Annotated in this window: 21 protein-coding genes and 1 pseudogene; 15 read left to right on the top strand and 7 right to left on the bottom strand. The window is 71.1% G+C overall.

The genetic code is table 11. The features are described from left to right. Positions 1–5: 5 nt before the first annotated feature. The 3 genes from ACQPZP_RS34580 to ACQPZP_RS34570 form a co-directional block, all read right to left on the bottom strand. On the bottom strand, positions 6–476 hold the full coding sequence (locus tag ACQPZP_RS34580; RefSeq protein WP_433473889.1) for a hypothetical protein: 471 nt from the start codon (positions 474–476) through the stop codon (positions 6–8). 118 nt (positions 477–594) lie between these two features. Further along, positions 595–1,014 carry a (R)-mandelonitrile lyase gene (locus ACQPZP_RS34575; RefSeq protein ID WP_433473888.1) on the bottom strand — a complete coding sequence of 140 codons (420 nt, stop codon included), beginning with the start codon at positions 1,012–1,014 and terminating at the stop codon, positions 595–597. 148 nt (positions 1,015–1,162) lie between these two features. After that, a complete protein-coding gene (locus tag ACQPZP_RS34570) occupies positions 1,163–2,203 on the bottom strand; it encodes an NAD(P)-dependent alcohol dehydrogenase (RefSeq protein WP_433473887.1) in 1,041 nt (346 codons plus the stop codon). Between the two features lie 166 nt (positions 2,204–2,369). Between ACQPZP_RS34570 and ACQPZP_RS34565 the strand changes: the two genes are divergently transcribed. Continuing rightward, positions 2,370–3,281, top strand: coding sequence for a helix-turn-helix transcriptional regulator (locus ACQPZP_RS34565; protein ID WP_433473886.1), 912 nt, complete (start codon positions 2,370–2,372; stop codon positions 3,279–3,281). 66 nt (positions 3,282–3,347) lie between these two features. Here the strand turns inward: ACQPZP_RS34565 and ACQPZP_RS34560 are convergent, their stop codons facing one another. Together ACQPZP_RS34560 and ACQPZP_RS34555 are read right to left on the bottom strand one after the other, a co-directional pair. After that, positions 3,348–4,418: a hypothetical protein gene (locus ACQPZP_RS34560; RefSeq protein WP_433473885.1), complete on the bottom strand. Its 1,071-nt coding sequence runs from the start codon at positions 4,416–4,418 to the stop codon at positions 3,348–3,350. Between the two features lie 303 nt (positions 4,419–4,721). Next, positions 4,722–5,681, bottom strand: coding sequence for a helix-turn-helix transcriptional regulator (locus ACQPZP_RS34555; protein WP_433473884.1), 960 nt, complete (start codon positions 5,679–5,681; stop codon positions 4,722–4,724). A gap of 231 nt (positions 5,682–5,912) precedes the next feature. On the opposite strand from ACQPZP_RS34555, the gene ACQPZP_RS34550 reads away from it, so the two are divergent. From ACQPZP_RS34550 to ACQPZP_RS34485, 14 genes and pseudogenes are all read left to right on the top strand, one after another. Beyond that, a complete protein-coding gene (locus ACQPZP_RS34550; RefSeq protein WP_433473883.1) occupies positions 5,913–7,133 on the top strand; it encodes a cytochrome P450 family protein in 1,221 nt (406 codons plus the stop codon). Positions 7,134–7,378: 245 nt separating this feature from the next. Further along, complete coding sequence (locus ACQPZP_RS34545) at positions 7,379–8,680, top strand: amidohydrolase (protein ID WP_433473882.1); 1,302 nt, start codon at positions 7,379–7,381, stop codon at positions 8,678–8,680. A 261-nt stretch (positions 8,681–8,941) separates the two neighbouring features. Continuing rightward, positions 8,942–9,895, top strand: a pseudogene (locus ACQPZP_RS34540) (threonine synthase); the annotation flags it as partial. Between the two features lie 114 nt (positions 9,896–10,009). Then, a complete protein-coding gene (locus tag ACQPZP_RS34535) occupies positions 10,010–10,792 on the top strand; it encodes an ABC transporter ATP-binding protein (protein ID WP_433473881.1) in 783 nt (260 codons plus the stop codon). Further along, positions 10,773–11,645, top strand: coding sequence for an ABC transporter permease (locus ACQPZP_RS34530; RefSeq protein ID WP_433473880.1), 873 nt, complete (start codon positions 10,773–10,775; stop codon positions 11,643–11,645). Before ACQPZP_RS34535 ends, ACQPZP_RS34530 begins: the two co-directional genes overlap by 20 nt. Then, a complete protein-coding gene (locus ACQPZP_RS34525; RefSeq protein ID WP_433473879.1) occupies positions 11,642–12,685 on the top strand; it encodes an ABC transporter substrate-binding protein in 1,044 nt (347 codons plus the stop codon). The genes ACQPZP_RS34530 and ACQPZP_RS34525 overlap by 4 nt, the downstream gene beginning before the upstream one ends. 91 nt (positions 12,686–12,776) lie before the next feature. Then, on the top strand, positions 12,777–13,217 hold the full coding sequence (locus ACQPZP_RS34520) for an SRPBCC family protein (protein WP_433473878.1): 441 nt from the start codon (positions 12,777–12,779) through the stop codon (positions 13,215–13,217). Beyond that, positions 13,214–13,729, top strand: a complete 516-nt coding sequence (locus ACQPZP_RS34515) for an NUDIX hydrolase (RefSeq protein WP_433473877.1) — start codon at positions 13,214–13,216, stop codon at positions 13,727–13,729. The genes ACQPZP_RS34520 and ACQPZP_RS34515 overlap by 4 nt, the downstream gene beginning before the upstream one ends. Before the next feature lie 26 nt (positions 13,730–13,755). After that, complete coding sequence (locus ACQPZP_RS34510; protein ID WP_433473876.1) at positions 13,756–14,790, top strand: hypothetical protein; 1,035 nt, start codon at positions 13,756–13,758, stop codon at positions 14,788–14,790. A 320-nt stretch (positions 14,791–15,110) separates the two neighbouring features. Then, complete coding sequence (locus ACQPZP_RS34505; RefSeq protein ID WP_433473875.1) at positions 15,111–15,287, top strand: hypothetical protein; 177 nt, start codon at positions 15,111–15,113, stop codon at positions 15,285–15,287. A gap of 318 nt (positions 15,288–15,605) precedes the next feature. Next, positions 15,606–16,307: a response regulator transcription factor gene (locus tag ACQPZP_RS34500; RefSeq protein WP_433473874.1), complete on the top strand. Its 702-nt coding sequence runs from the start codon at positions 15,606–15,608 to the stop codon at positions 16,305–16,307. Then, entirely contained in the window at positions 16,308–17,759 is a 1,452-nt protein-coding gene (locus tag ACQPZP_RS34495; protein WP_433473873.1) for a sensor histidine kinase, read from the top strand. It begins immediately after the preceding gene. Between the two features lie 36 nt (positions 17,760–17,795). Then, positions 17,796–17,918, top strand: a complete 123-nt coding sequence (locus ACQPZP_RS34490) for a hypothetical protein (protein WP_433473872.1) — start codon at positions 17,796–17,798, stop codon at positions 17,916–17,918. A gap of 66 nt (positions 17,919–17,984) precedes the next feature. Continuing rightward, positions 17,985–18,218 (top strand): hypothetical protein, encoded by a 234-nt coding sequence (locus tag ACQPZP_RS34485; protein WP_433473871.1) that lies wholly within the window; start codon positions 17,985–17,987, stop codon positions 18,216–18,218. Between the two features lie 338 nt (positions 18,219–18,556). Here the strand turns inward: ACQPZP_RS34485 and ACQPZP_RS34480 are convergent, their stop codons facing one another. Further along, complete coding sequence (locus ACQPZP_RS34480) at positions 18,557–19,486, bottom strand: ADP-ribosylglycohydrolase family protein (RefSeq protein ID WP_433473870.1); 930 nt, start codon at positions 19,484–19,486, stop codon at positions 18,557–18,559. Continuing rightward, complete coding sequence (locus tag ACQPZP_RS34475) at positions 19,476–22,361, bottom strand: hypothetical protein (RefSeq protein ID WP_433473869.1); 2,886 nt, start codon at positions 22,359–22,361, stop codon at positions 19,476–19,478. Before ACQPZP_RS34475 ends, ACQPZP_RS34480 begins: the two co-directional genes overlap by 11 nt. Positions 22,362–22,472: the final 111 nt, after the last annotated feature.

Raw genomic sequence — 22,472 nt, 5'->3', positions numbered from 1 at the left:
GAGCGTCAGTCCGGGCTCCAGTAGCGGTCGGGGCCGCCCTCGTCGGCGGTCAGGCCCAGTCGCCGCTTCCGTCTCTCTTCGGCCTTGCGTTCCCGCTCAGCGGCCTTCTGCTCACGGGCCTGCTGCTTCCGTGCGGCCTTCTGGTCCCGCCTGAGCAGGCGTTCCGCGACCGGGTCGTCCGGGGCGGCCGCGGGCGGGCCGTCATACGGCGTGAGGAGGTCGAGAAGCCTGGACACGTACGGAACGAGGGAGGCGTCGGGCAGGAACGGACGGGCGGAGACCGCCATGTCCTCCAGCACGTTGATGAATTCCTCACGGTGCCGTGGAGGGACGTGGACCCCCGGAACCGCAAGTCTCTGCAGCAACTCCAGACCCTCGCCGACATACGCCCGCGCGGTGCCGTCGCGCCATCTGCAGGCCTCTTCCTGCAACGAGGCCAGCTGCTCCGCGAGTCGCTCGTTGCGTTCGAGGGCCACACACCAAAGCGTAGCCAAACGGTCGCACCCCGAAAACCCCGCGCCGACGCCGCGCGACCGCGACACGGGAGCCGCGCCCGGCGGGACGACGGAGCGGTTGCGGGTCGTCGGGACGGGGTCAGTTGCGGGTGGTGGAGCGTGGGCGCTCGTACTCGGTGTCGGTGACCTTTTCGCCCCAGATTGTGTCGGGTGCGTCCGGGTTGCCGCTGCCTTCCCAGAGGGCCAGATGCTCCATGAAGGAGTCGGGGGCGGCGCCGTGCCAGTGCTCCTGACCGGGCGGGGTATAGATCGTGTCTCCCGGGTGGGCCTCGATGAGCTGCCCGCCGCGCTCCTGCACCAGCGCGACCCCCGACACGATGTGCAGCGTCTGCCCCAAGACGTGTGAATGCCAGTCGGTGCGGGCGCCGGGAGCGAATCGGACCCGGTTCAGACGGGCCCGGGACGGCTCCTCCCCGGCGTAGATCACATCCAACCAGGCCTCGCCGGTGAACCACTCGGCGGGCACTCTGCCGGTCGGCCGTCGCTTCAAGATCTCCATGGTCGGCTCCTCCTTGGCCGGGCTGGGCGGCCACGTCGACGGATCTGCCGAACCCCTACCCGCGGTGCGCGCCCCTCTGCTCATTTCCGGTGACGACCTGCGACGTCCTTGTCCAGGTCTTGGCCGGGGCGTGCACCTGCCCCGCACGTCAGCCGAGGCCGGCGGTGTCGATGACGAACCGGTAGCGGACGTCGGAGGCCAGGACGCGTTCGTAGGCCTCGTTGATCCGGTCCGCCGTGATCAGCTCGATGTCGGCGCCGATGTGGTGCTCGGCGCAGAAGTCCAGCATCCGCTGCGTCTCGGCGATGCCGCCGATCATCGACCCGGCGTAGGAGCGCCGGGCGGTGATGAGGGAGAACACGTCGAGGCTCAGCGGCTCGCCCGGGGCGCCGACGTTGACCAGGGTGCCGTCGACCGCGAGCAGGCCCAGGTAGGCGTCGACGTCGACGGTGGCGCTGACCGTGTTGACGATCAGGTCGAAGCGGCCGGCGAGCTGCTCGAAGGTGCCGGGGTCGCCGGTGGCGTGGTAGTGGTCGGCCCCCAGCCGCAGGCCGTCCTCCTGCTTCTTCAGCGACTGCGAGAGCACGGTGACCTCGGCGCCGAGCGCGTGGGCGATCTTGACGGCCATGTGCCCGAGTCCGCCGAGGCCGACGACGGCGACCTTCCTGCCCGGGCCGGCCCCCCAGCGGCGCAGCGGCGAGTAGGTGGTGATGCCGGCGCACAGCAGCGGCGCCGCGGCCGCCAGGTCGATGCCCTCGGGCACCGACAGGACGAAGTCGGCGTCGACGACGATGTGGGTCGAGTAACCGCCTTGGGTGGTGGTGCCGTCCCGGTCCACGCCCGCGTAGGTGGGCACCATCCCGTCGAGGCAGTACTGTTCGTCGCCGTTGCGGCAGTTGGTGCACTGACCGCAGGAGCCGACCATGCAGCCGACCCCGACGCGGTCGCCCACCTGGTGGCGCGTGACGTCGGCGCCGGTCTCGGCGACGATGCCGACGATCTCGTGGCCGGGGACCACCGGATAGGGCTGGGGACCCCAGTCGCCGTTGACGGTGTGGATGTCGGAGTGGCAGATGCCGGCGTACTTGATCTCGATGAGCACGTCGTTGGGACCGACGTCACGCCGCTCGATGACCGTGGGCTCCAGCGGCGCGGCGGCGGCCGGTGCGGCGTAGGCGTGAACGCGCATGAAGAACTGCTCCTCTCGTCATGGGCCTCGCCGTCCGAGGCCGCGTGGGCCGGGCGAGGTGGCCATCACCCATCGAAAGCGCTGATCAGGGGAGGAGAAAGGCACTGGTGAAAGGTGTACCGGCAGGGCACCCCTCGCGGGCGGGGGGCCGCCTAGCCTGGGGAGGGTGGATCACCGCAGCCGAGTCCGCGAGTTCCTGACCTCCCGCCGGGCCAAGATCAGCCCGCAGCAGGCCGGGCTGCCCTCCTACGGCACCCGCCGGGTCCCCGGGCTGCGCCGCGCGGAGGTCGCCCAGCTCGCGGGCGTCAGCGTCGAGTACTACTCCCGGCTGGAACGCGGCGACCTGTCCGGAGTCTCCGACCACGTCCTGGACGCTCTGGCCCGCGCCCTCCGGCTCAACGACGAGGAACGCACCCACCTGGAGGACCTGGCCCGCACCGCCGGTCCCGGACCGCGCCGCCGGCGCCGCTCGGCCCCGCAGCAGGTGCGGCCCACCGTGCAGCGGATGCTGGACTCCATGACCGACGCACCCGCGTTCGTGATGAACGGCCGCGGCGACATCCTGGCCACCAACCCCCTCGGCCGCGCGCTGTACGCCCCCATGATCGACGCCGCCCGCGGCGCCGCCCCCAACCACGCCCGTTTCATCTTCCTGGATCCCCGATCCCGCCAGTTCTGGGGCGACTGGAACCGCGCCGCCGACGACACCGTCGCCCTCCTGCAAGGCCAAGCCGGCCGCGATCCCTACGACAAGGCCCTCACCGACCTCGTCGGCGAGCTGTCCACCCGCAGTGACGACTTCCGCGCCCGCTGGGCCCGCCACGACGTCCGGCAGCACCACATCGGAAGCAAGCCCTTCCACCACCCCGTCGTCGGTGACCTGCACCTCAACTACGAGTCACTGGACCTGGCCGCCGACAACCTGACCCTGGTCGTCTACGGCACCGAACCCGGCAGCGACTCCGAGGACAAACTCCGCCTGCTGGCCAGCTGGGCCACCACGCTCGACACCCCGTCCGGCCAAGACGACCGCCTCGAGCCCCGGGACCGTGCCGCGGGCCCAGGCGGCGACTCGTAGCGCGAAGCGTTCGACGGCAGGCCTCGCTCGCATGGAGCGAGGCCTACCGTCGGCGACCGGCGTGCTCTACTCGCAGTCGCCCCTGGTCCACGGCCAGTTGCGGACGGGGGTGTCATGTGTCATGGCGCAGATGATGGTGTTGCCCTTCACCTCGCCGTACCGGGCCTTGATCTCGTCGCGCATCGCCGCCCACTGACGCCGGGTGTCGTTGATCGCCCATTGGACGGCGCGTTCCTCGTTGTCGAGGATGGAACCGCGAGCGCTGGTCCCGTCCCTGGTGACCTTTCCGGTGCGCGGGTCGATCTGCGCGACGTCCTTGTTCAGTTCCTCGTCGTGGCGGATTCGGCCATCACATTCGTCCGACGGGTAGCAGCCGGTGGCCAGCTGCTCGGGAACGTCGGACGGCGGTGACAGCGGCAGCCGGAAGCTCATCAGCGGGAACACCTCGCTCCGGTGCATGCCGGGCGGGTTGCCGACGCTTGTCGGCTTGGACGGGTCGGAGGAGTCGACCCAGTTGGAGTGGGAGTAGAAGTCCTGGACGCCGTGCAGGGTGCGGCCGAACAGGTCGACGAACCGGCACTTGGCGCGCGCCCGCTGTCCCGGCGGCCCGTAGTCGGCGCAGCTCGAAAGGGTCTCGTAGCGGGACAGGTCGCCGTCGCCGTCGAAGACGGTCCCGGCCTGCTCGGCGGCGCCGTGGAACCGGCCGCGCAGGTGCCGCAGGCAGGCGACCAGCTGGTCGGAGGCCTGCGCCCGGGTGCGCACGTACGTCTGGCCGCCGTTGTCCTCCGGCCGGATGTAGTCGGCGTTGTCGCAGTGGGCCGACGGGTCGTCCAGCTCGCCGCCGCTCGCCCACGAGTCGGGGGCCCCGACCCCGCCCAGGTAGGTGCGGTATCCCGCGAGAATGTCCATCGAGTCCGGTTCGAAACAGGTGCCGTCGGACGGCTGGTCCTCCGGGCATTCCAGCGCGGCCCGCGTTATCTTCTCGTGCTCCCCGTGCCCCGAGGAGAACCAGTAATAGGTGGCGAACGCCTCCGCTTTCGGAGGGCGAACGACCTGGACCGCCACGGCGACTCCCAGGACCGTCATGATCACCATGACGGCGGCCAGGCTGCCGCGCGGCGAGTACCCCCGTGTCACTTTGTGCCCCTTTCCCTAATTGAGGGCACACCGGCGGCGAACGCCGTCCGGCACACCCTCGTTCGGCGATCTCTCCCGGGGAACGATCCATGAGGCACAGAGGACGTACAAGAGCAATGACTGACGTGACCGATTAAGGTCAAGTTCGCTGTGAGACGTTTCTCGTTGAAGCAGGTCCGACTTAACGGGGTTCCTGTGCGGATGTCACCGCAGGTCAACAGGGCAGGGGACCTGATCTTGGCGCCACCGGCCGAGCGGGCCCGGTGATAGACGGCGATGAGGCTGCCTGCACCTGAGCGGGATCTACGGGGAGGTGGGTGGGGAACTCGGGTCGCAGGACGCCGTCTCGCTGAGTCTGCGGCGGCGGAATTCTCGAGGGCTTTCGCCGTAGCGCGCCTTGAACGCCGAGGAGAACCAGGTGGGGGTGAGGCCTGCGCGGGCGGCGATCTCACTCACGCTGAGGTGGGTGCCGCCCGGGTCCTGGAGCAGGTCCCGGGCGGCTCGCAGTGTTTCCTCATTGCGTAGGTCGCGGTAGGTGGTACCGGTTTCGTGGAGGGCGTTGCGCAGCTGGCGTGGCGACCAGCCGAGCGCCTGCGCGACGGTGGCGAGCGGCAGCTTGCCGGCGCCGAGCTGCTGCCGGACGTATCGCCGGACGACCTGGGCGACCTCGGTGAGATGAGTTTCCTGCGGACGCGTGTCGTTGAGTGCGAGCATGCAGAACAGTTCGGTCATCCGGTCGCACACCGCGTGGAATTCATGGTCGGAAAGATTGTACTGTTCGACATGGGTGCTGCTTATGATTGTGCTGAGGATCCGGCCGAGTCCGGTGTTCAGGTCGAGGACGAGACGTAACGGCCTGGGTGAATTGATGTGGTTGTCTATTTCGGAGCGCGGCACCTGGAAAGCGTATGCCTGTGAAGCCGGAACGGAGAGCAGGCAGGATTCGTCCATGCTCATGGCGGAGGCGTATCCGGGAAAGGTTCGGGTTTCGTCCTGGTCATGCCTGACGGTGTACACGCCGCGTTGCGGCACGACGATCCAGTAGTGCTCGTCGGGAACTCTGCGGATGTGCGACGGCGTGCGGAGGGCGATCCGGTCTCCGTGCTGATCCCAGTGGAGCAGCCGGTAGTTGCCGCTTTCCTGGGCGGTGAGGTCCGCACGCCAGCTTCCCGGGGTCGGGAACCGGTGGTCCATCGGGAGGATGCTGTTGCTGAGATCGCGCCAGGCGTCGGTGTCGTCGGTGGTCCAGGACTGATACCTCATGGGCTTACCTCCGCCGCGAGCACACCCGTCGCTGGTGGCCACCGTGCCTGTCCACGACGCACGTCAAGTTTCGCACGCCGGCCCGGTCGAACCTTCGTTTTGTGACGTCCGACTTGTGGTTCGGGGCAGGATCGCCGGCCGGACCTACCCGGCGGGGCCGAGCCGGGCGAGACTCGGTGCCGGCCCACCCCAACGAGAGCCGCTGACAGGCGAGACACGAAGGGGAATCCGATGACGACAAGCCTTCCCGCGTTCCCTGCCGCAGGCGAGAGTCCGCTCGACACCTGCATCCGGCTCCGGGAGATCGCCCCCGTGGTCGAGGTGGAGTTCCCCGGTGGCGTGCCGGCCTACCTGGCGCTGACCCACAACGCCGTGCGCGAGATCCTCGCCGGGGACAACAAGACCTTCGCGCGGGACCCGGAACACTGGCCCGCCTTGTACGACGGATCGATCCCGCAGGACTGGCCGCTGCGCACCATCGTCCAGGGCGACCATCTGTCCACCAAGGACGGCGACGACCACCGGCGGCTGCGCGGCCTGGTCGGCAAGGCGTTCACCCCCGGCCGGGTGCAGGCGATGCAGCCGCGCATCCAGGAGATCGTCGACCGGTTGCTGGACGGCGTCGTGGTCGCCGGGGACGGCGTGGACCTGGTGCCCGCCTTCACCGAAGCGCTGCCGATGGCGGTGATCTGCGAGCTGTTCGGCGTGCCGGAGCCGGAACGGGCCCGGCTGCGGAAATGGACGGCCACTCTGCTGGCGCACACCACCCCGCCCGAGGAGGCGTTCGCGACCCAGAACGCCCTCATGGCGTACCTGCACGAACTGGCGGAGCGCAAGCGGCGGGAACCCGGCGACGACCTCACCTCCGGCCTGGTCCAGGCCCGCGACCGGGACGACAGGCTCACTGCGGACGAGCTGGTCGCCGTGCTGTGGCTGATGCTGGTCGCCGGTCATGAGACCACGGTCCATCTGCTGGGGCACGCCATCCTGGCGTTGTCGGCGCATCCCGACCAGCTGGCACTGGCCAAGGCCGAGGACCGCTGGGCCGATGTGGTCGAGGAGACCCTGCGGTATCGCCACTCGGTGATGATGACCAGCTTCCGCTTCACGCTCACCGACGTGGCCATCGCGGGCGTGACGATCCCCAAAGGCAACGCGGTCGGCGTGATGTACCAGGCGAGCGGTATCGATCCGGAACAGTACGGCGAGACCGCGAGCCGGTTCGACATCACCCGCGAGCAGATCGGCGGCCTCGGTTTCGGCCACGGCCCGCGCTACTGCATCGGCGCCCCGCTGGCGCGTCTGGAGAGCAGGCTCGCGCTCGCCTCGCTGTACCGGCGACTGCCGGATCTCAGCCTCACGATCGACCGGGGGGACGTCCCCTACTCGCCGTCGTTCTTCACTGTCGGCCCGCTGTCGCTGCCCGTCCGCCTCGGCACCGTCCGGCCCTGAACGGCCGAACCTACGACGGATGCCCGAGGGGGTGCGTGCACGAAGGAGCGATGGAGGCCCCGCCCCTGCTGTGTGACCGGCGAGGGGCGGGGCGGCCACCGGAACCCCGCTCCCACAGGGGGTGACCATCGGCGGCCGTGCAGCCAGCGGGGAGACCACCGATATCCCCTCAGCGCCACCGATCGCGGACATGTCACACCGTCGCCGAAAACATACTAATTTGATCGACAAGGTACGGTACGGGGATGGCCGATGTACCCGGCGGAGGCGGCCGCTACCTCGTCGACAAGCGCAGGCTGTTCCACGCGCACCCTGAGACGGCCTTCACGGAGTTCTGGACGGTGACCACGATCGCGGCGGAACTGCGTCGCCTCGGCTTGCGCACGCTGACCGGCCGGGACGCGATCGACCTGTCGCGAGCCCCGGCCCTGCCCGTCCAGGAGGAACTGGACGCGGCGGCCGGGCGTGCCCGAGCCTGGGGAGCGACCGACGCCGACCTCGTCCCCGTCCGGGAGGGACACACGGCGGCGGTCGCGGACATCGAGGGCACCGGCAAGGGCTCGGGCCCCACGGTCGCGGTGCGTGTCGACATCGACGCGCTGCCGCTGGCCGAGTCGGCCGACCCCCGGCACCGGCCCGCCCGTGAAGGGTTCGCCTCGGCCGACCCGGCGACCATGCACGCCTGTGGCCATGACGGGCACATCGCGGTCGGTCTCGAACTGGCGCGCCGACTGTCGTCCGGCGATTTCACCGGGCGGGTCCGGCTGCTCTTCCAGCCCGCCGAGGAGGGCGGACGGGGCGCGCGGGCGATGCTGGACGCCGGCGTCCTGGAGGGCGTCGACCGGCTGTACGCGCTGCATCTCGGGCTCGGCCTGCCGGTCGGCGAGGTCGCCGCCGGCACGCACGGCTTCTTCGCCAACGCCAAGCTGCGGGCGGTCTTCACCGGGCGCCAGTCCCATGCCGCCGCGGCGCCCGAAGAGGGACGCAACGCTCTGCTCGCCGCGGCACAGGCGACCGTCGGCCTGCATGCGCTGCCACGATTCGCCACCGCCGACACGCGCGTGAACGTGGGGGTGCTGCGCGCGGGCACCGCGCCCAACATCGTCGCGGGCCGCGCCGAACTGGCGCTGGAGCTGCGCGCGTCCGACGGCGACGTCTGCGATGAGCTGGAGCGCCGCGCCCGGACCGTGCTGGACGCGGCCGGGGCCGCGGGCGAGGTCGAGGTGCGCGTCGACAGGATCGGCGCGGCCACGACCGCCGTCTGCGACCCCGCCGCCGTCCGGGCCGTCGCCGGCGCCGCCCGGTCGCTGCCCGCCGTCACCTCGGTCCACGACGACCACCGGTTCGGCGCCAGCGACGACGCGACCCTGATGATGCGCGAGGTCCAGGCCCACGGCGGGACGGCGACCTATGTCGTCGTCGGCGCGTCCAGTCCCGCACCGCACCACAGCCCCGGGTTCGACATCGACGAGTCGTGCCTCGGCATAGCCGCGGACGTCCTGGAAAGGGCCGTCCGCGACGCACTACGCGACAAGGAGGGCGCATGACCTACAGCCGGTTGTCCCATCTGGAGTGCGGGCGGTGTGGCGCCCGGCATGACGCCGACGTGCCGCAGAACCTGTGCACCGAGTGCGGAAAGCCGCTGCTCGCGCGCTACGACCTGGACGCGGTGCGTTCCTCGGTGCGGCCCGAGGACGTCGCCGGACGTGCGTCCGACCTGTGGCGCTACCACGAGCTGCTGCCGGTCAGGAACCGGAAGTCGGTGGCGGGCCTCGGTGAGGGCATGACGCCGCTGCCGCCCGCTCACCCGCTACGGCGCGCGCATCGGGCTGCCCCGGCTGCTGATGAAGGACGAGGGCCTCGTCCCGACCGGCTCGTTCAAGGCCCGCGGCGCCGCGGTCGGGGTGTCACGGGCGGCGGAGCTCGGGGTGCGGCGGCTGGCGATGCCCACCAACGGCAACGCGGGCGCCGCCTGGGCCCTCTACGGCGCCCGTGCCGGGCTGACCGCCACCATCGTCATGCCGGTGGACGCGCCGCGGATCACCCGCCACGAGTGCGTGGCGGCGGGCGCTGACCTGCACCTGGTGGACGGGCTGATCAGCGATGCGGGGCGGATCGTCGGCGACCTGGTGGCGTCTTCGGGCGGCGCGGTCTTCGATGCCTCGACGCTGAAGGAGCCCTACCGGATCGAGGGCAAGAAGACCATGGGCATCGAGATCGCCGAGCAGCTCGGCTGGGAGTGGCCCGATGTGATCCTCTACCCGACCGGCGGCGGCGTGGGCCTGATCGGCATTCACAAGGCCATGCTCGAACTGCGGGAGCTGGGCTGGGTCTCCGGTCCGCCACCCCGGCTGGTCGCCGTCCAGGCCGAGGGGTGCGCGCCGGTCGTCCGGGCGTTCGAGCGCGGCGAACAGGAAACGCGGTACTGGGAGGACGCGACGACGGCGGCGTTCGGGATCAACGTGCCCAAGCCGCTCGGCGACTTCCTGATCCTGGAGGCGCTGGCCGAGACCTCCGGGACGGCGATCGCGGTCTCCGACATCGAGCTGCTGGCCGAGTTGCGGCAGGTCGCGGCCCTTGAAGGTGCGTTCGTCTGCCCAGAAGGCGCCGCCGCCTTCGCCGCCGCCCGCAGGCTCCGCGCGGACGGCCGGATCGGCGCGGACGAGCGGGTCGTGGTGCTGAACACCGGGGCCGGCCTGAAGTACCCCGAGACCGTCGCGGCCGGCGCGGCCGTCCTGGCGGCCGGCGATCGCATCGGCTGAGGTGGCGGGCCCCCAGGAGGCGATTGCCGTATTTCCTGGTTTTTTGGTAGACATAGTCTGTTATTGCACCCCGCCAGAGGAGTTGCACGTGCGAGAACGGCGAAGGGCGCCGCGGTGACACCCGGCGAGCGAGCACTGCTGGTCGACCGGGTCGCGATCGGCTACCGGCGGCGCGGCCGGCCGGTGCCCGCCGTGGCGGAGGCGAGCTTCGAGGTGCGGCGCGGCGAGAAGATCATGCTGCTCGGCCCGTCCGGATCGGGGAAGTCGACCATCCTCAAGGCCGTCGCGGGGTTCCTGCGCCCTTCCTCCGGGCGCATCGTCGTCGGCGACCGGGAGAACCCGGGTCCCGGTCCGGACCGCGCCTTCGTCTTCCAGGAGTTCGACCAGCTCTTCCCCTGGCGCACCGTGCTGGGCAACGTCGTCCATGCGCTGCGGGTCACCGGCGTGGACCGTTCCACCGCGCGGCGGCGGGCCGTCGAGCATCTGGAGCTCATGGGGCTCAAGGAAGCCCTCGACAGCCATCCCCACCAGCTGTCGGGCGGGATGAAGCAGCGGGTGGCGATCGCCCGGGCGCTGGCCGTGGACCCGCTCATGCTGCTGATGGACGAGCCGTTCGGCGCCCTGGACGCACAGACGCGAGGACGGCTCCAAGGCGAGCTCGCCGGGATCACCCGGCGCACCAACGCGACCCTGCTGTTCGTCACCCACAGCATCGACGAGGCCGTGCTGCTCGGCGACCGGGTCGTCGTCCTCGCCGGACGCCCCTCGCGCGTCGCGGAGATCGTCGACGTCTCCGGCCTCGACGGCCCGGACACGTCCGGCTTCGCCGAGGCGCGGCACCGGCTCCGGTCCCTGCTCGCGGAGGACGGTGAGGTCCTTGACGGCGTCTACGAATAGCCCCGATGTCCTCGACTCGTCCGGCGAGGCGCCGCCGGTGGCGGTGGCCGCGCGGACGGGCGGCCCCTGGTCGCGACTGCCGACCTGGCTGCGGCGCACGGTGGTGTTCGCCGGGCTGATCGGGCTCTGGCAGCTCTACGCGTCCGCGTCCGGGGTCAGCTCGTTCGTGTTCTCCGGGCCCTGGGAGGTGGCCAAGGCCCTCGCCGAGGGCGTCGCCAGTGGCGAGATCGTCACCTCCACGCTGACGACACTGCGGCTGCTGGGTGCCGGCATGGGCATCGGGATTCTGCTCACGCTCGTGATGACCGTGCTGGCGACGACCACAACGCTCGGGGACGACGTCCTCACGCTGGTCTCGTCCATGGTCAACCCGCTGCCGTCGGTGGCGATCCTGCCGCTGGCCATGCTGTGGTTCGGCCTGACCGACACCGCGCTGATCTTCGTGACCGCCAACGCGGTGCTGTGGCCGATGACCGTCAGCGTCGGCATGGGCATGCGCACCACCCCCGCCACGCTGGTCATGGTCGGCCGCAACCTCGGCCTGTCGGGCCGGCGGCTGACCCGCGAGGTCATGATGCCGGCCGCGCTCCCGCACGCCATCGCCGGGCTGAAGACCGGCTGGGCGTTCGGCTGGCGCACCATCATCGCCGCGGAACTGGTGTTCGGCGCCGCGGGCTCGGAGGGCGGGCTCGGTTTCTTCATCAACAACGCGCGCTACTACGCCCTGATCCCGGACGTGTTCGCCGGGCTCGTGGTGATCGCCCTGATCGGCGTGGCCCTCGACCTCGTCTTCAACCTGATCGAACGGCGGACCGTCGTCCGCTGGGGAATGAAAGAAGGAACATCCGCATGAGCCGGCCCCCCGTCCTGTCTCCCTTCCGCGGAACCCCCGCCGCCTCCACGGAGCCGTCCTACCGCCGGCGTGACGTGTTGCGCCTCGGCGCGACCGGGGTGGGCGCGCTCGCGCTGACCGCCGCGTGCGGCGGCTCGGGCGGATCCGGCTCCGGAAAGGAGATCGTCATCTCCCAGGGATCCGGGATCAGCTATACCGCGCTGATCATCATCCAGGCCAAGGGGTGGCTGGAGAAGGACCTGCCCGGCCGCACCATCACCTGGCGGACGGTCAGCGGCGGCAACGCCACCCGGGACGGGCTGGTGTCGGGCAGGCTCCATCTCGGCAGCAGCGGCCTCGGCCCCTTCCTGATCGGCTGGGGCGCGGGCATCCCGTGGAGGATCGTCAGTTCGCTGAACGACATGCCGCTCTGGCTGGTGGCCAAGGACAGGAGGTTCCAGAGCCTCAAGGACTTCAGGCCCGGAGACAAGATCGCCGCCATCGCCCCCGGTTCGATCCAGTCGGTCATGCTCCAGAAGGCGGCCCAGCAGCAGCTCGGCGACCCGCACGCACTCGACAAGAACATCGCGTCCATGGCCCACCCCGACGCCCTGCAGGCCCTGATCGGCGGACAGATCGCCGCCGCCTACACCGCGCCCCCGTTCCAGTTCCAGGCCGTCGAGCAGGGCGCCCGCAAGCTCGTCGACAGCTACGACCTCTTCGGCAAGCACGGCTTCAACGTCATGGTGGCGACGCAGGAGTACGAAGAGAAGAACCCGGACGTGATCAACGCCGTGCACCGCAACATCGCCAAGGCCAACGACCTCATCATCAAGTCCCCGGCGGAGGCGGCGCAGATCCTCTCGCAGGCCGAGAAGGGCAAGATCCCCGCCGCCAAGTACCGGGAGTACCTGACCTACCAGGGCATCGAGTTCACCACCACGCCGCACTCCCTGCTGAAGATCGGCGCCTTCATGAAGGAGGTCGGCGTCGTCAAGAAGGTGCCCGGCGACTGGCGCGAGACCGTCTTCGACACCGTCAAGAACGAGAACGGCTCCTGACCGGGACGCCGGGCACCAAGCGCTACAGCGGGCGGTCGCGTGGCGTGGGGGTTGGGCGACGTCGGGCCGGTGCGGTGAAAGGATGATCGGCATGGGACAAGTCGTGGTGACCGCAGAGAGAACCCTCAAGGCAGGCCCGGACCAAGTGCTCGCAGCGCTCGGCGACTACACGGGGGTGCGATCCCGCATTCTGACGGAGCATTTCAGCGAGTACGAAGTACGGGAAGGCGGCCAGGGCGAGGGCACGGTGGTGCACTGGAAGCTGGCGGCCACCAGCAAGCGGGTGCGCGACTGCCTCTTCACCGTGAGCACCCCCGCCAATGACCGCCTGGTGGAACAGGACGCCAACTCCTCGATGGTCACGACCTGGACGGTCACCCCGGCCACCGAAGGCGCGCGCGTCCACGTCACCACCACCTGGGACGGAGCGGGCGGCATCGGGGGCTTCTTCGAACGGACCTTCGCCCCCAAGGGCCTGCAGCGCATCTACGACGCCCAGCTGGTCAAGCTGGACTCCGAACTGGGCTCGTGACCAGCGCGCCGGCGGACGAGGTCTACCGGCGGCGCACCGCCCGTGTGCTGCTGGTGGACGACACCGACCGCGTCCTGCTGTTCCGCTGGCCGATGGTCGCCGGCAAGCCCGAAGCAGGCCACTGCTGGATCACTCCAGGGGGAGGCGTCGAGCCGGGCGAGACTCTGCGCGTGGCCGCCGCCCGCGAGCTGCGTGAGGAGACCGGCCTGATCGTCGCCCCGGAGGACCTCGGCAGGCAGGTCGCCCTGACCTCCGGTCACGCGGACCTCGGCTGGGCGCGTGGCCTGTTCCGGGACGACTTCTTCCTGCTCCGCACGCCCGCCCGCGATATCGACACCGCGGGGTTCACCCCGATCGAACGCGAGCATGTCGGCGCCCACCGCTGGTGGACGCTCACGGAACTGGCGAGCGCGGAAGAGCCGGTCTATCCGCTCATGCTCACGGAACTTCTCACCGGCCTCCTCGCGGGACACGCACCCTACGAGCCGGTCCGCCTTCCCTGGCACCATTGAGCGACTCGCCCCAAGGAGGACCAGCCGTGACATCCGTGAAACCGAGTGTGCACCTGTGCGGCAGCGTGCCGCTCGCCGACTCCGAGACCGTGTTCCGCACCGTGGCGTCCGCCCTCGACGGCCGGGTACGGCGAATCCCGGACGGCGAGCCGGGCGAGCGGGACAACTGGGTCGTCTGGCAGCTGCCGAAGCTTTCGGCACACCCGGATCTGGAAATGGCGCCGCCCCCCAGCCCGGAGTACGGGCCGAGCCTGCGAGCCCGGCCCAAACCCGGTGTCGACCCGGCGTCGGTGACCTTCGGGCCGTTGGGGTACTCGGCGGCCGCACTCGACTCGTGGGAGGTGTTCTCGCGCCTGCGCGCGGAGGGTGTCATCGCACCGGACGTACGCTTCCAGGTCAGCCTGCCGACACCCATCGCCGTGGTCGCCGCGTTCATCGGCGCGAACCAGGCGGAGCTGGAGGCCGCCTACGAGGCCCGCCTGCTGGCCGAACTGGACGAGATCCTGGCCGTGATCCCGCCCGCCGACCTGGCCGTCCAGTGGGACACCGCGGTCGAGTTCGCCATTTTCGAAGGGGTCTTCCCGGCCTGGTTCGGCGCCGGCTATCCGTCGCGGCTCGCCGAGATCGTGACCCGGCTGGTACGGCTCGGAAACGCAGTGCCGAGCGACGTCGAGCTGGGTTACCACCTTTGCTACGGCGACTTCGGGCACGAACACTTCGTCGAGCCTGTGGACACGTCCAAGCTCGCCGACGTCGCCGGCGGGCTCGCCGCCGGCCTCGGGCGGCGCCTGGACTGGGTGCACATGCCGGTGCCGCGCGACCGTGCCGACGACGCGTACTTCGCGCCGCTGACCGGCCTGTCGCTGCCGGCGGAGACCACCCTGTTCCTCGGCCTGGTGCACGCCACCGACGGTCTCGATGGCGCCCGCGCGAGGGTCGACGCCGCACGCCGCGCGGTGAAGACGTTCGGAATCGCCACCGAGTGCGGCATGGGCCGACGGCCGTCCGAGCAGATCCCCGCCCTCCTCACCCTGCACGCAGCAGTGGCAGACCTGCTCTGAGGGCTCGCTGCAGGCGACCCCCGCCGCAGTCGGCCGCGATCCCGTAGCGGCTGCGACGGGGGTTTGCTTATTGAACCCCCACTTGTCCTTTTTGGTGGCAGAGGTCAGGCCATTTCCCTGATTTACCGAACGAAGCCAATCTGAATGGGAATTCAGGGTGCTTCAGCCTGGACTCAGAAACATTCGTCAAGGTGATGTCGGTCGAGCCCTCGGCAGTCTGTCCGGAGGAGGAACCGATGACATCCCGCCTGGCGGTCCCTGTCCCTCGTACACAGAACCATGTCGTGGAAGGGAAATGGCGCTCTCACTGCCTGTGCTGCATGCGCGTGTGGGAGGACCTGTACGAGGCGCGGTACTGCGGCGACGCGGTCGCCTGGCACTTGGGCGGGATGCCCGTCCAGCCGCCGTGGGTCGATCCGGCCTGCCCGGGGTGCGGCAGCCTGGGAGTAAAGGTGTTTTCGGTCGGCCTCGCCGTCCGGCACGGCGCGGCGAGATGACGTGCCGGCAAGACAGGGATCAGCCGTCGTCCCTGTGGGCGCGGAAGTGATCTCGGCCGATCGCAGCGCCGTCGCCGGCTAGGCCGTCGGCCTCCCACATCAGATCCCGGCCGTTGTAGTCCAGCCAGGCCCTCGATGAGGCCGCCGGGCACCGCCTTCAGCGCGGTGCCGGCGGCCCGTTCCATGTCCGGACGTGCGGTGACCGGCTGGAAGCGGTCGTCGTCACCGACAGCGAGTACGGCGGCGGCACCTCACTTTGATTACACTGTGCAATCAATAGGTAGCTGTATGCAATGATGATGAAAAGGGCTGGGGCGTATGCGCCTGCTGATCGTCGAGGACGAGAAACGGCTGGCCAGGTCGCTGGCGCAAGGGCTGGCCGCCGAGGGATTCGCGGTCGACACGGCGCATGACGGCGCCACCGGCCTCAACCGGGCGCTGGAGAACGACTACGACCTGATCCTGCTCGACATCATGCTGCCCGGCATGAACGGCTACCGGGTCTGCTCCGCCCTGCGCGCGGCGGGCGACGACACCCCCATCCTGATGCTCACCGCCAAGGACGGCGAGTACGACCAGGCCGAAGGGCTCGACACCGGCGCCGACGACTACCTCACCAAGCCGTTCTCCTACGTGGTGCTGCTCGCCCACATCCGGGCCCTGCTGCGGCGCCGCACCCGGTCCGCCGCGCCTCTCTTCGAGCTCGGCGACCTCACCATCGACCCCGCCGCCAAGCGCGTCCTGCGCGCAGGTGTGCAGGTGGAGCTCACCGCCAAGGAGTTCGCCGTCCTGGAGCACCTGGCGGCCAACGCGGGCCTGGTGGTGTCGAAGACGCAGATCCTTGAGCACGTCTGGGACGGCGCTTTCGAGGGCGACCCCAACATCGTCGAGGTCTACGTGAGCGCGCTGCGCCGCAAGCTGGACGCCCCGTTCGGCCGCAGATCGATCACCACGGTGCGGGGCGCCGGCTACCGGCTGGCCACCAACGGGGGCGCCGCTCACCCTGGCGGGGGCGCCTAGATGCGGCGCCCGTTCAGCTCGGTGCGCGCTCGCGCCACGGTGGGCGCGACCGCCGTGGTCGCCGTTGCGCTGGCCGCCGCGGGACTGGTCGTGGTGTCCCTGCTGCGGGCGAACCTCGCCGGGCACGCCGATCTGCGTGCCGAGATGACCGCCCGGCAGATCGCCGTCAAGCTCGCCACCGGTACCCCCTACCGGCGGCTGGACCTGGACGACACCGAAGAGCGCCCGGTCCAGATCGTGGACTCCGCCGGCCGCGTACGGGCGGTGAGCGAAGACCTGCAGGCCATCAGCGGCTCAGGCGATCCCGCGACGATGCTCGTGCCGAGGACCGCGGTCCTCCTGCCGGGGGACGACGACCTGGACGAGGAGGTCCCCCGTCCCGGCCGGGTCTCCGAGGGGGTCCGGCATGCCGCGGGCCGTGCCACCGTGTACGGCCGCACCGCTCAGTACCGGTTCGCGGCGGTGGAGGCCACCACCCCCGCCGGTGAGGCCGTCACCGTGTACGCGGGCGCCGCCCTGTCCACCTCGCGCGACGCGGTCGCCGTGGTGGGCCGCGCGATGCTCGCCGGTCTGCCTCCGCTGCTGGGCGTGGTGGCGGGCGTGACCTGGCTGGTGACCCGGCGCGCGCTGCGCCCGGTGGCGGCCATCCGCGGCGAGCTGGTGGAGATCACGGCCTCGGGCGACCTGGCCCGCCGTGTCCCGGTGCCCAGGTCGTGGGACGAGGTGGCCGAACTGGCGGGCACGACGAACCAGACCCTGGCCGCGCTGGAACGATCCGTGACGAGGCAGCGCGGGTTCGTCGCCGACGCGGCCCACGAGCTGCGCACCCCGATCGCCTCACTGCGCACGCAGTTGGAGGTGGCCGCAGCGCATCCCCGGCTGCTGGACGTGGCCGAGCTGACCCACGACGTCGTCCGGCTCCAGCACCTGGCCGCCGACCTGCTGCTGCTCGCCCGTCTCGACGCCGGGGACGAGCCCGCCCCGCCGGAGCCGGTGGACATGGCCGAACTGGTGCGCGACGAACTGCGGCGCCGTCCCGCGGGCGCGCGCGATCTCGCCATCGAGGCCGACGTCGCGGACGCCCTCCGGGTCCGGGGCAGCCGCGTACGGCTGGCCCGCGTCCTGTCCAACCTCCTCGACAACGCCGAACGGCACGCGGCCGCCAGGGTTCGCGTGCGGCTCGGCCCTCAGGGCAACGCGGCGGTGCTGCGGGTCTCCGACGACGGCGCCGGGGTGCCGCCGGACGACCGCGAGCGGATCTTCGAGCGTTTCGTCCGGCTCGACGAGGCCCGCAGCCGCGACGACGGCGGCGCCGGCCTCGGGCTGGCCATCACCCACGATCTGGTCCGGGCACACGGCGGGAGGATCACCGTCGGTGACGCGCCCGAGGGCGGTGCGCTGTTCGAGGTGCGGCTCCCCACCATGCACCCCCGTCCGCCAGCGGGGCCATAGCCGGCCACGCGTGCGGCGCCCGCCTGGGCGGGGTTGATGGCGGTCCTGCTCGCACTGCTGGGGAACATGGCGACCAATACCGTGGCGGTCCATGGCAAGGGCGTGCCGCTCGTGTGGGGCGCACTGGCCCTGGCCGCGGTGGTCGTGGTGGTCAGGTAGGACGGGGCGGCGTCCGGCGAGCCGCCGCCCACGCTAGAGGAGGCCGTCCGCCGTCTCCGGGAGACCGTGCAGGTGCAGTGGCGCGAAGAGGAACGCATCCTGGGGCCGGCCAACCCGTCCCCGACGCCCCCGCGGTGGGCCCTCGCGACCGAGGTCGAGCGCGGACGCGGCCGGGCGGGTCACCCTAACCCGGTCGCCCGTCTGGACGGGACCGGCGACAACATCCCCGACCTGGCCGCGCGGTTCAAGGAGCTGCCCGGCCGGCGCCTGGTGATCCTCGGCGGTCCCGGGGCGGGTTAAGACGACCCTCGCGATCCAGCGCGCTCGTGTGCGTGCTGTGCGCCATGACGGTCGGCATGATCGCGCTTGACGTCCGGTGGTCCGACGGGCTCGTCGGCGCCGTGATGATCGCATCACCCTCACCCGGTTCCTCATCGCCATGCTGCTGGGGGCATGGCCTCCGGCGCGACGGCCGCTTCTACTGGAGGCACGCTCACCAGGACCGCCCTGGCCATCGGGCGGGGAGTCGCGGGCGGGCGGTGTTCGCCTTCGTCACGGAGAAGGAGGCCACCTGGCTGGGCTACGCACCGGTCACCGCCCGGCTGGCGCGCCGTCGCCGCCATTCTGCCGGCCACCCCTCAGGTACTCGGACCGCCCTGACCCTGAGGTGGCTTCGGGCCGGGTTGTGCCGGGTTGATCCAGTCCGGGAGCGGTTCGGCCGCTCGGCGCCAGGTGTCGGGCAGATGGTCGGGACCGAGGCCGGCGGCGACGATGCCGCCGACGATGGCGCAGGTGGTGTCGATGTCGCCGCCGGCCGCCGCAGTGGTCCAGATGGCCTGCTGATAGTCGGAGCGGTGATGGGCGGCCGCCCAGAGCGCGAAAGGGACGGTGTCGTGGGCGGCGACGGTGCTGCCGTTGCCGAGGAAGTAGGCCGCCGTTTCGGGATCGGCGATGGTCAGAAGGCGCCTGGCTTCTTGGATGCCGTCGTGGACCTTCCCTGGTGGGACGTACTCCAGGATGCGGTCGATGAACGGTCCCGGCGGGAGGTGACCGTCGGCGGCGTACGCTGCGGCGACGGCGACCGCAACGGCCCCGGCGACAGCTTCGGGGTGGGTGTGGGTGACGGTGGCCGAGAGTGCCGCTTGGCGGGCCGCTTCGGCCGGGTCGTCGGCGAAGAAGGCGCCCAGAGGGGCGACGCGCATCGCGGCCCCGTTTCCCCATGAGCCGGAGCCGTCGAACAGATCGGCGGCCAGGGCTCGCCAGTCTCCGCCGTCGCGGACCAGCCGCAGCAGCCGGTTGGTCGCCGGACCATAGCCGCGGTCGAAGTCGTGCCGATGCGCGAAGGAGGCGGCGAGCGCATCCTGGTCGATGGCGTGGTGGCCGGCCAGGATCAGGTAGACGGAGCAGGCCATCTCGGTGTCGTCGGTCCACTGCCAGGGACCGGGCGGGAGCGACCGGGCCGACAGGTGGTGACGGTTCGCGGGGACGAAGAACTGCGATCCGAGCGCGTCGGCGAGGGCGAGCCCGAGAAGGGAGGTCCCAGCGCGCTGAAGACGATCACGTGACATTGTGGGTTCGCCACCAATCGGCCGCCGCGTCCGCTGCGAGGCCGGTGCTCCAGAGGTCGGCCGGGTCGTCGGGCAGCAGCCTTTCCCGCACCGCGTCCCGCATGGTGTAGGAGAGTGTGGCGCCGGTTGTGGGGATGTCGTCCTCCAGGACCTCGGCGGGGAACTTGCAGACCGCGACGGCGTCCGCCACCCCGAAACCCGCCCGTTCCGCCAGGTCGTGGACGGTTGCGGCGGCATCGATCGGCGCGGGGCCGCGGTCGGTCAGCAACCGGATGAGCCGGACGACGCGGTCGGCGTCGCCCCAGCAGGGAACGGGGGGCCGGGCCGCCTGCCAGCCGGGCGGCCCGATCGGGTCGAACGTTCCGCCGGGCGCGTACTCCACGGCCGTCGCGATCCGGTCGCGCCGGTAGTAGTCCAAGATCAGCAAGGCGCCGTCCGGGGTACGCCAGAGCTGCCCGGGCGCCGCCTTCTCCAGTTGCTTGTCGACCAGTTGACGTTCGGCGTTGGACTGCCCCTCGCCACCCGCCGGAGTGAGGCGCAATATCCGGCAGGCTCCCGTGCCGTCGCCGATCGGAGCGTTGGCCCAGAGGCGCAGGACGTCGAGGATGCCTTCGCGCTGTGAGCCGGACGTCCACGGCAGGACGGCCTGGAGCGCGAAGCCCGCCAGGGTGTCCATCTCGACGCCCACGTAGCCGCGGGGTGGCAGGGAGACCGTCCGGACGAGGTAGGGCTTGTCGGCCGCGGGCTCGCCGGTCGTCGCCGACTCCAGCGCGCGGGCCAGAATCCGCTGGCGCACGAGCCACCTTGTCTGCGCCGTGGTGCGCGCGAAGGGGAGGTCGGAGGCCGGCGAGACCAGGGCGGGCAGTGCCGGAGGCTGGGGACGGCCGATCCGGTCGCGCAACTCGATGGCCAGCAGGAGGCACTCGACGGCCGTGCGGGCCGCTTCGAGGACGCCGTCGCGCAGGGCCGGCGCGGTCACCTCGGGCAGCACGGCCTCCAGCGCGTCGGCGGCCGCGCCCGGTCCGGTCAGCGTCGCCTCCAGCAGGCGCGCCGCACGCTCGCGGTCGAGACGCCGCAGCGCCGCCGACCCGTCCGGGTCCACCGGGTCTCGCCGCGGCCACCAGCCGGGCGGCGGCACGAGCCCGCTCTTCGTGCTCCAGACGGGTGAGAAGGGGAGCCGGGCCGTCCGGGTCCCATCGGGGGCGGTGACCGTGATCGCGCCGCGGCTCAACCGGACCTCGCTCGGCCCGGCGGCACCCGGGAACGTCACCTCGGCGGTCCCTGGTGCCTGGGGCCGTGCGGTGGCGGCGTCGGGGTCCAGGGTCAACGCGACGGTCTCGCCCGTCCGCCCCTCGACCCGGAACGTCTGCCAGACGCCGTCCTGGATTCGTGACAGGAGGCCGGTCTTGCCGTCATACCAGGGCAGCAGCCCATCGGGCAGCTGGGGAAGCCTGATCATCGGGACGTCGTCGCCGGTGACCTCCGCGTAGCCCTGCCAGGACCGTTGCGCGATGGTGAGGTATCCGAGGTGCTGGACGATCGTCCGGGCTGCTTTCAGGACCTTGGACGGCGACCCGTTGCCGGGCACGGCGAATTCGGCGGGAATGCCACCCCGCAGGGCGGCCAGCAGCGCGTCCACCGGGTCGGCGGGTTCGAGCCCGTCGGCGACGCCCGGCTCCAGATCGAGGAGACCGCCGCGGCCGGTGAGCCGCACCAGCCGGTGCAAGCCGCCGTACAGGAAGGGAAGGTCCGGGCGGCCTGCGTCGGCCTTCCAGCCGTCGACGGTTTCGCGCAGCACCTGCCGGGTCTCCGGCAGGTCCCAGAGCGCTCTCACCGTGGCCGGATAGTCGACGTTGCCGTAGTACCCCATGTCGCGGACGAACGCGTCCAGCAGGCTTGCGAAACGCTCGCGTCCTTCTGGCCCGGCTGCCACGTCCGCGGCCTGCTGCGCCACGTCGAAGCCCGGACCCCACCAGCGGGGCGAGTCGCTGGTCAGCTGCCCCTGGGGGATGATGTGCCGGTAGTCGGGAGGCGGAAGCGCCGGGTCCGTTTCCTCGCCGTACACCACCTCGGCCTTCGGAAACAGCCGATCCCCTGTCTGGTCGGCGAGCTTCAGCAGGACGGCGGCCGCGCAACCCCGTCCTGTGGTGCCGAACCACAGCGCCGGCAGGTGCGCCCCCGCCCCGCTCTCGGCCAAGGACTCCAGCCACATCTGCCGGATCTCCTCGGCGACCTCCTCGCCGCTCTCCTCCTCGTGCCGGGCGCGGTCGGGTTCGGCGGCGATCAGCAGCTTCATCAGGTCGTCGTCGCGTCCGGCCACCGCGGCGAGCGGCTCACGGGCGGCCGCCCAAACCTGGTGGGACGCGATGGGCATGAGCCCGGCGCGCAGCAGCCGCTCGGCCAGGAACGCCTCCTCGTCCCGCTTCTTGATCTTCGCGGCGCGGGCCAGCATGCGCAGGTCGGGGAAGATCCGGGCGTACGGGATGAGCCCGGCGTCCAATCCCGCGCAGATCACCTCATGGAAGCGGCTGTGCGCCTCTTCCCCCGGCAGCTCCGCGGCGAGCGTCCTGGCGTAGTCGCGCAGCGCGGCCGGTCCCACGCCGCCCGCGGGCACCAGTTCGAGGAAGACGTCCTGCACCCGGTCGAGGTCGAGTAGCGCGGGGTGGTCCTTCTCGACCTTGCGAGCCTGCCCGAACGCCCAGAACGCGAGCTCGCCCTCTCCCGCCCGCACCAGCTTCCGGCAGGCCTGCTCGAAGAACGGCGCCAGCTTGGCGGCCGGCAACGGGCCCGCGGCCTTGGTCAGCATCTTCTTGGCGCCCTTGGGCCCGGCGGCGGCGAGGTCCGCCGGTGCCGGCAACTGCGGAAACTGAGTCATCGCGTCCTTTGTCCCTGGTCTCTGAACGACCATGAAACCCTGCGACGGTCAGCCCGCGTGATCGGTTCCGCCAACTGGGTCGGCGCGGAGGCCGACGGCCTCATCGCCCAC

It is taken from the genome of Spirillospora sp. CA-142024, from assembly GCF_050942325.1.
GTDB lineage: Bacteria > Actinomycetota > Actinomycetes > Streptosporangiales > Streptosporangiaceae > Spirillospora.
Note: the sequence above shows the minus strand (reverse complement) of the source record. Positions and strands in the feature narration are given on the sequence as shown.

Bases quoted from the DNA above. Each gene is read 5' to 3' on its own strand.
- ACQPZP_RS34490 (WP_433473872.1), top strand. From the start codon at position 17,796: ATGGCGGTCCTGCTCGCACTGCTGGGGAACATGGCGACCAATACCGTG.
- ACQPZP_RS34520 (WP_433473878.1), top strand. From the start codon at position 12,777: ATGGGACAAGTCGTGGTGACCGCAGAGAGAACCCTCAAGGCAGGCCCG.
- ACQPZP_RS34545 (WP_433473882.1), top strand. From the start codon at position 7,379: ATGGCCGATGTACCCGGCGGAGGCGGCCGCTACCTCGTCGACAAGCGC.
- ACQPZP_RS34495 (WP_433473873.1), top strand. From the start codon at position 16,308: ATGCGGCGCCCGTTCAGCTCGGTGCGCGCTCGCGCCACGGTGGGCGCG.
- ACQPZP_RS34550 (WP_433473883.1), top strand. From the start codon at position 5,913: ATGACGACAAGCCTTCCCGCGTTCCCTGCCGCAGGCGAGAGTCCGCTC.
- ACQPZP_RS34555 (WP_433473884.1), bottom strand. From the start codon at position 5,681: ATGAGGTATCAGTCCTGGACCACCGACGACACCGACGCCTGGCGCGAT.
- ACQPZP_RS34570 (WP_433473887.1), bottom strand. From the start codon at position 2,203: ATGCGCGTTCACGCCTACGCCGCACCGGCCGCCGCCGCGCCGCTGGAG.
- ACQPZP_RS34575 (WP_433473888.1), bottom strand. From the start codon at position 1,014: ATGGAGATCTTGAAGCGACGGCCGACCGGCAGAGTGCCCGCCGAGTGG.
- ACQPZP_RS34500 (WP_433473874.1), top strand. From the start codon at position 15,606: ATGCGCCTGCTGATCGTCGAGGACGAGAAACGGCTGGCCAGGTCGCTG.
- ACQPZP_RS34525 (WP_433473879.1), top strand. From the start codon at position 11,642: ATGAGCCGGCCCCCCGTCCTGTCTCCCTTCCGCGGAACCCCCGCCGCC.
- ACQPZP_RS34480 (WP_433473870.1), bottom strand. From the start codon at position 19,486: ATGTCACGTGATCGTCTTCAGCGCGCTGGGACCTCCCTTCTCGGGCTC.
- ACQPZP_RS34475 (WP_433473869.1), bottom strand. From the start codon at position 22,361: ATGACTCAGTTTCCGCAGTTGCCGGCACCGGCGGACCTCGCCGCCGCC.
- ACQPZP_RS34505 (WP_433473875.1), top strand. From the start codon at position 15,111: ATGCGCGTGTGGGAGGACCTGTACGAGGCGCGGTACTGCGGCGACGCG.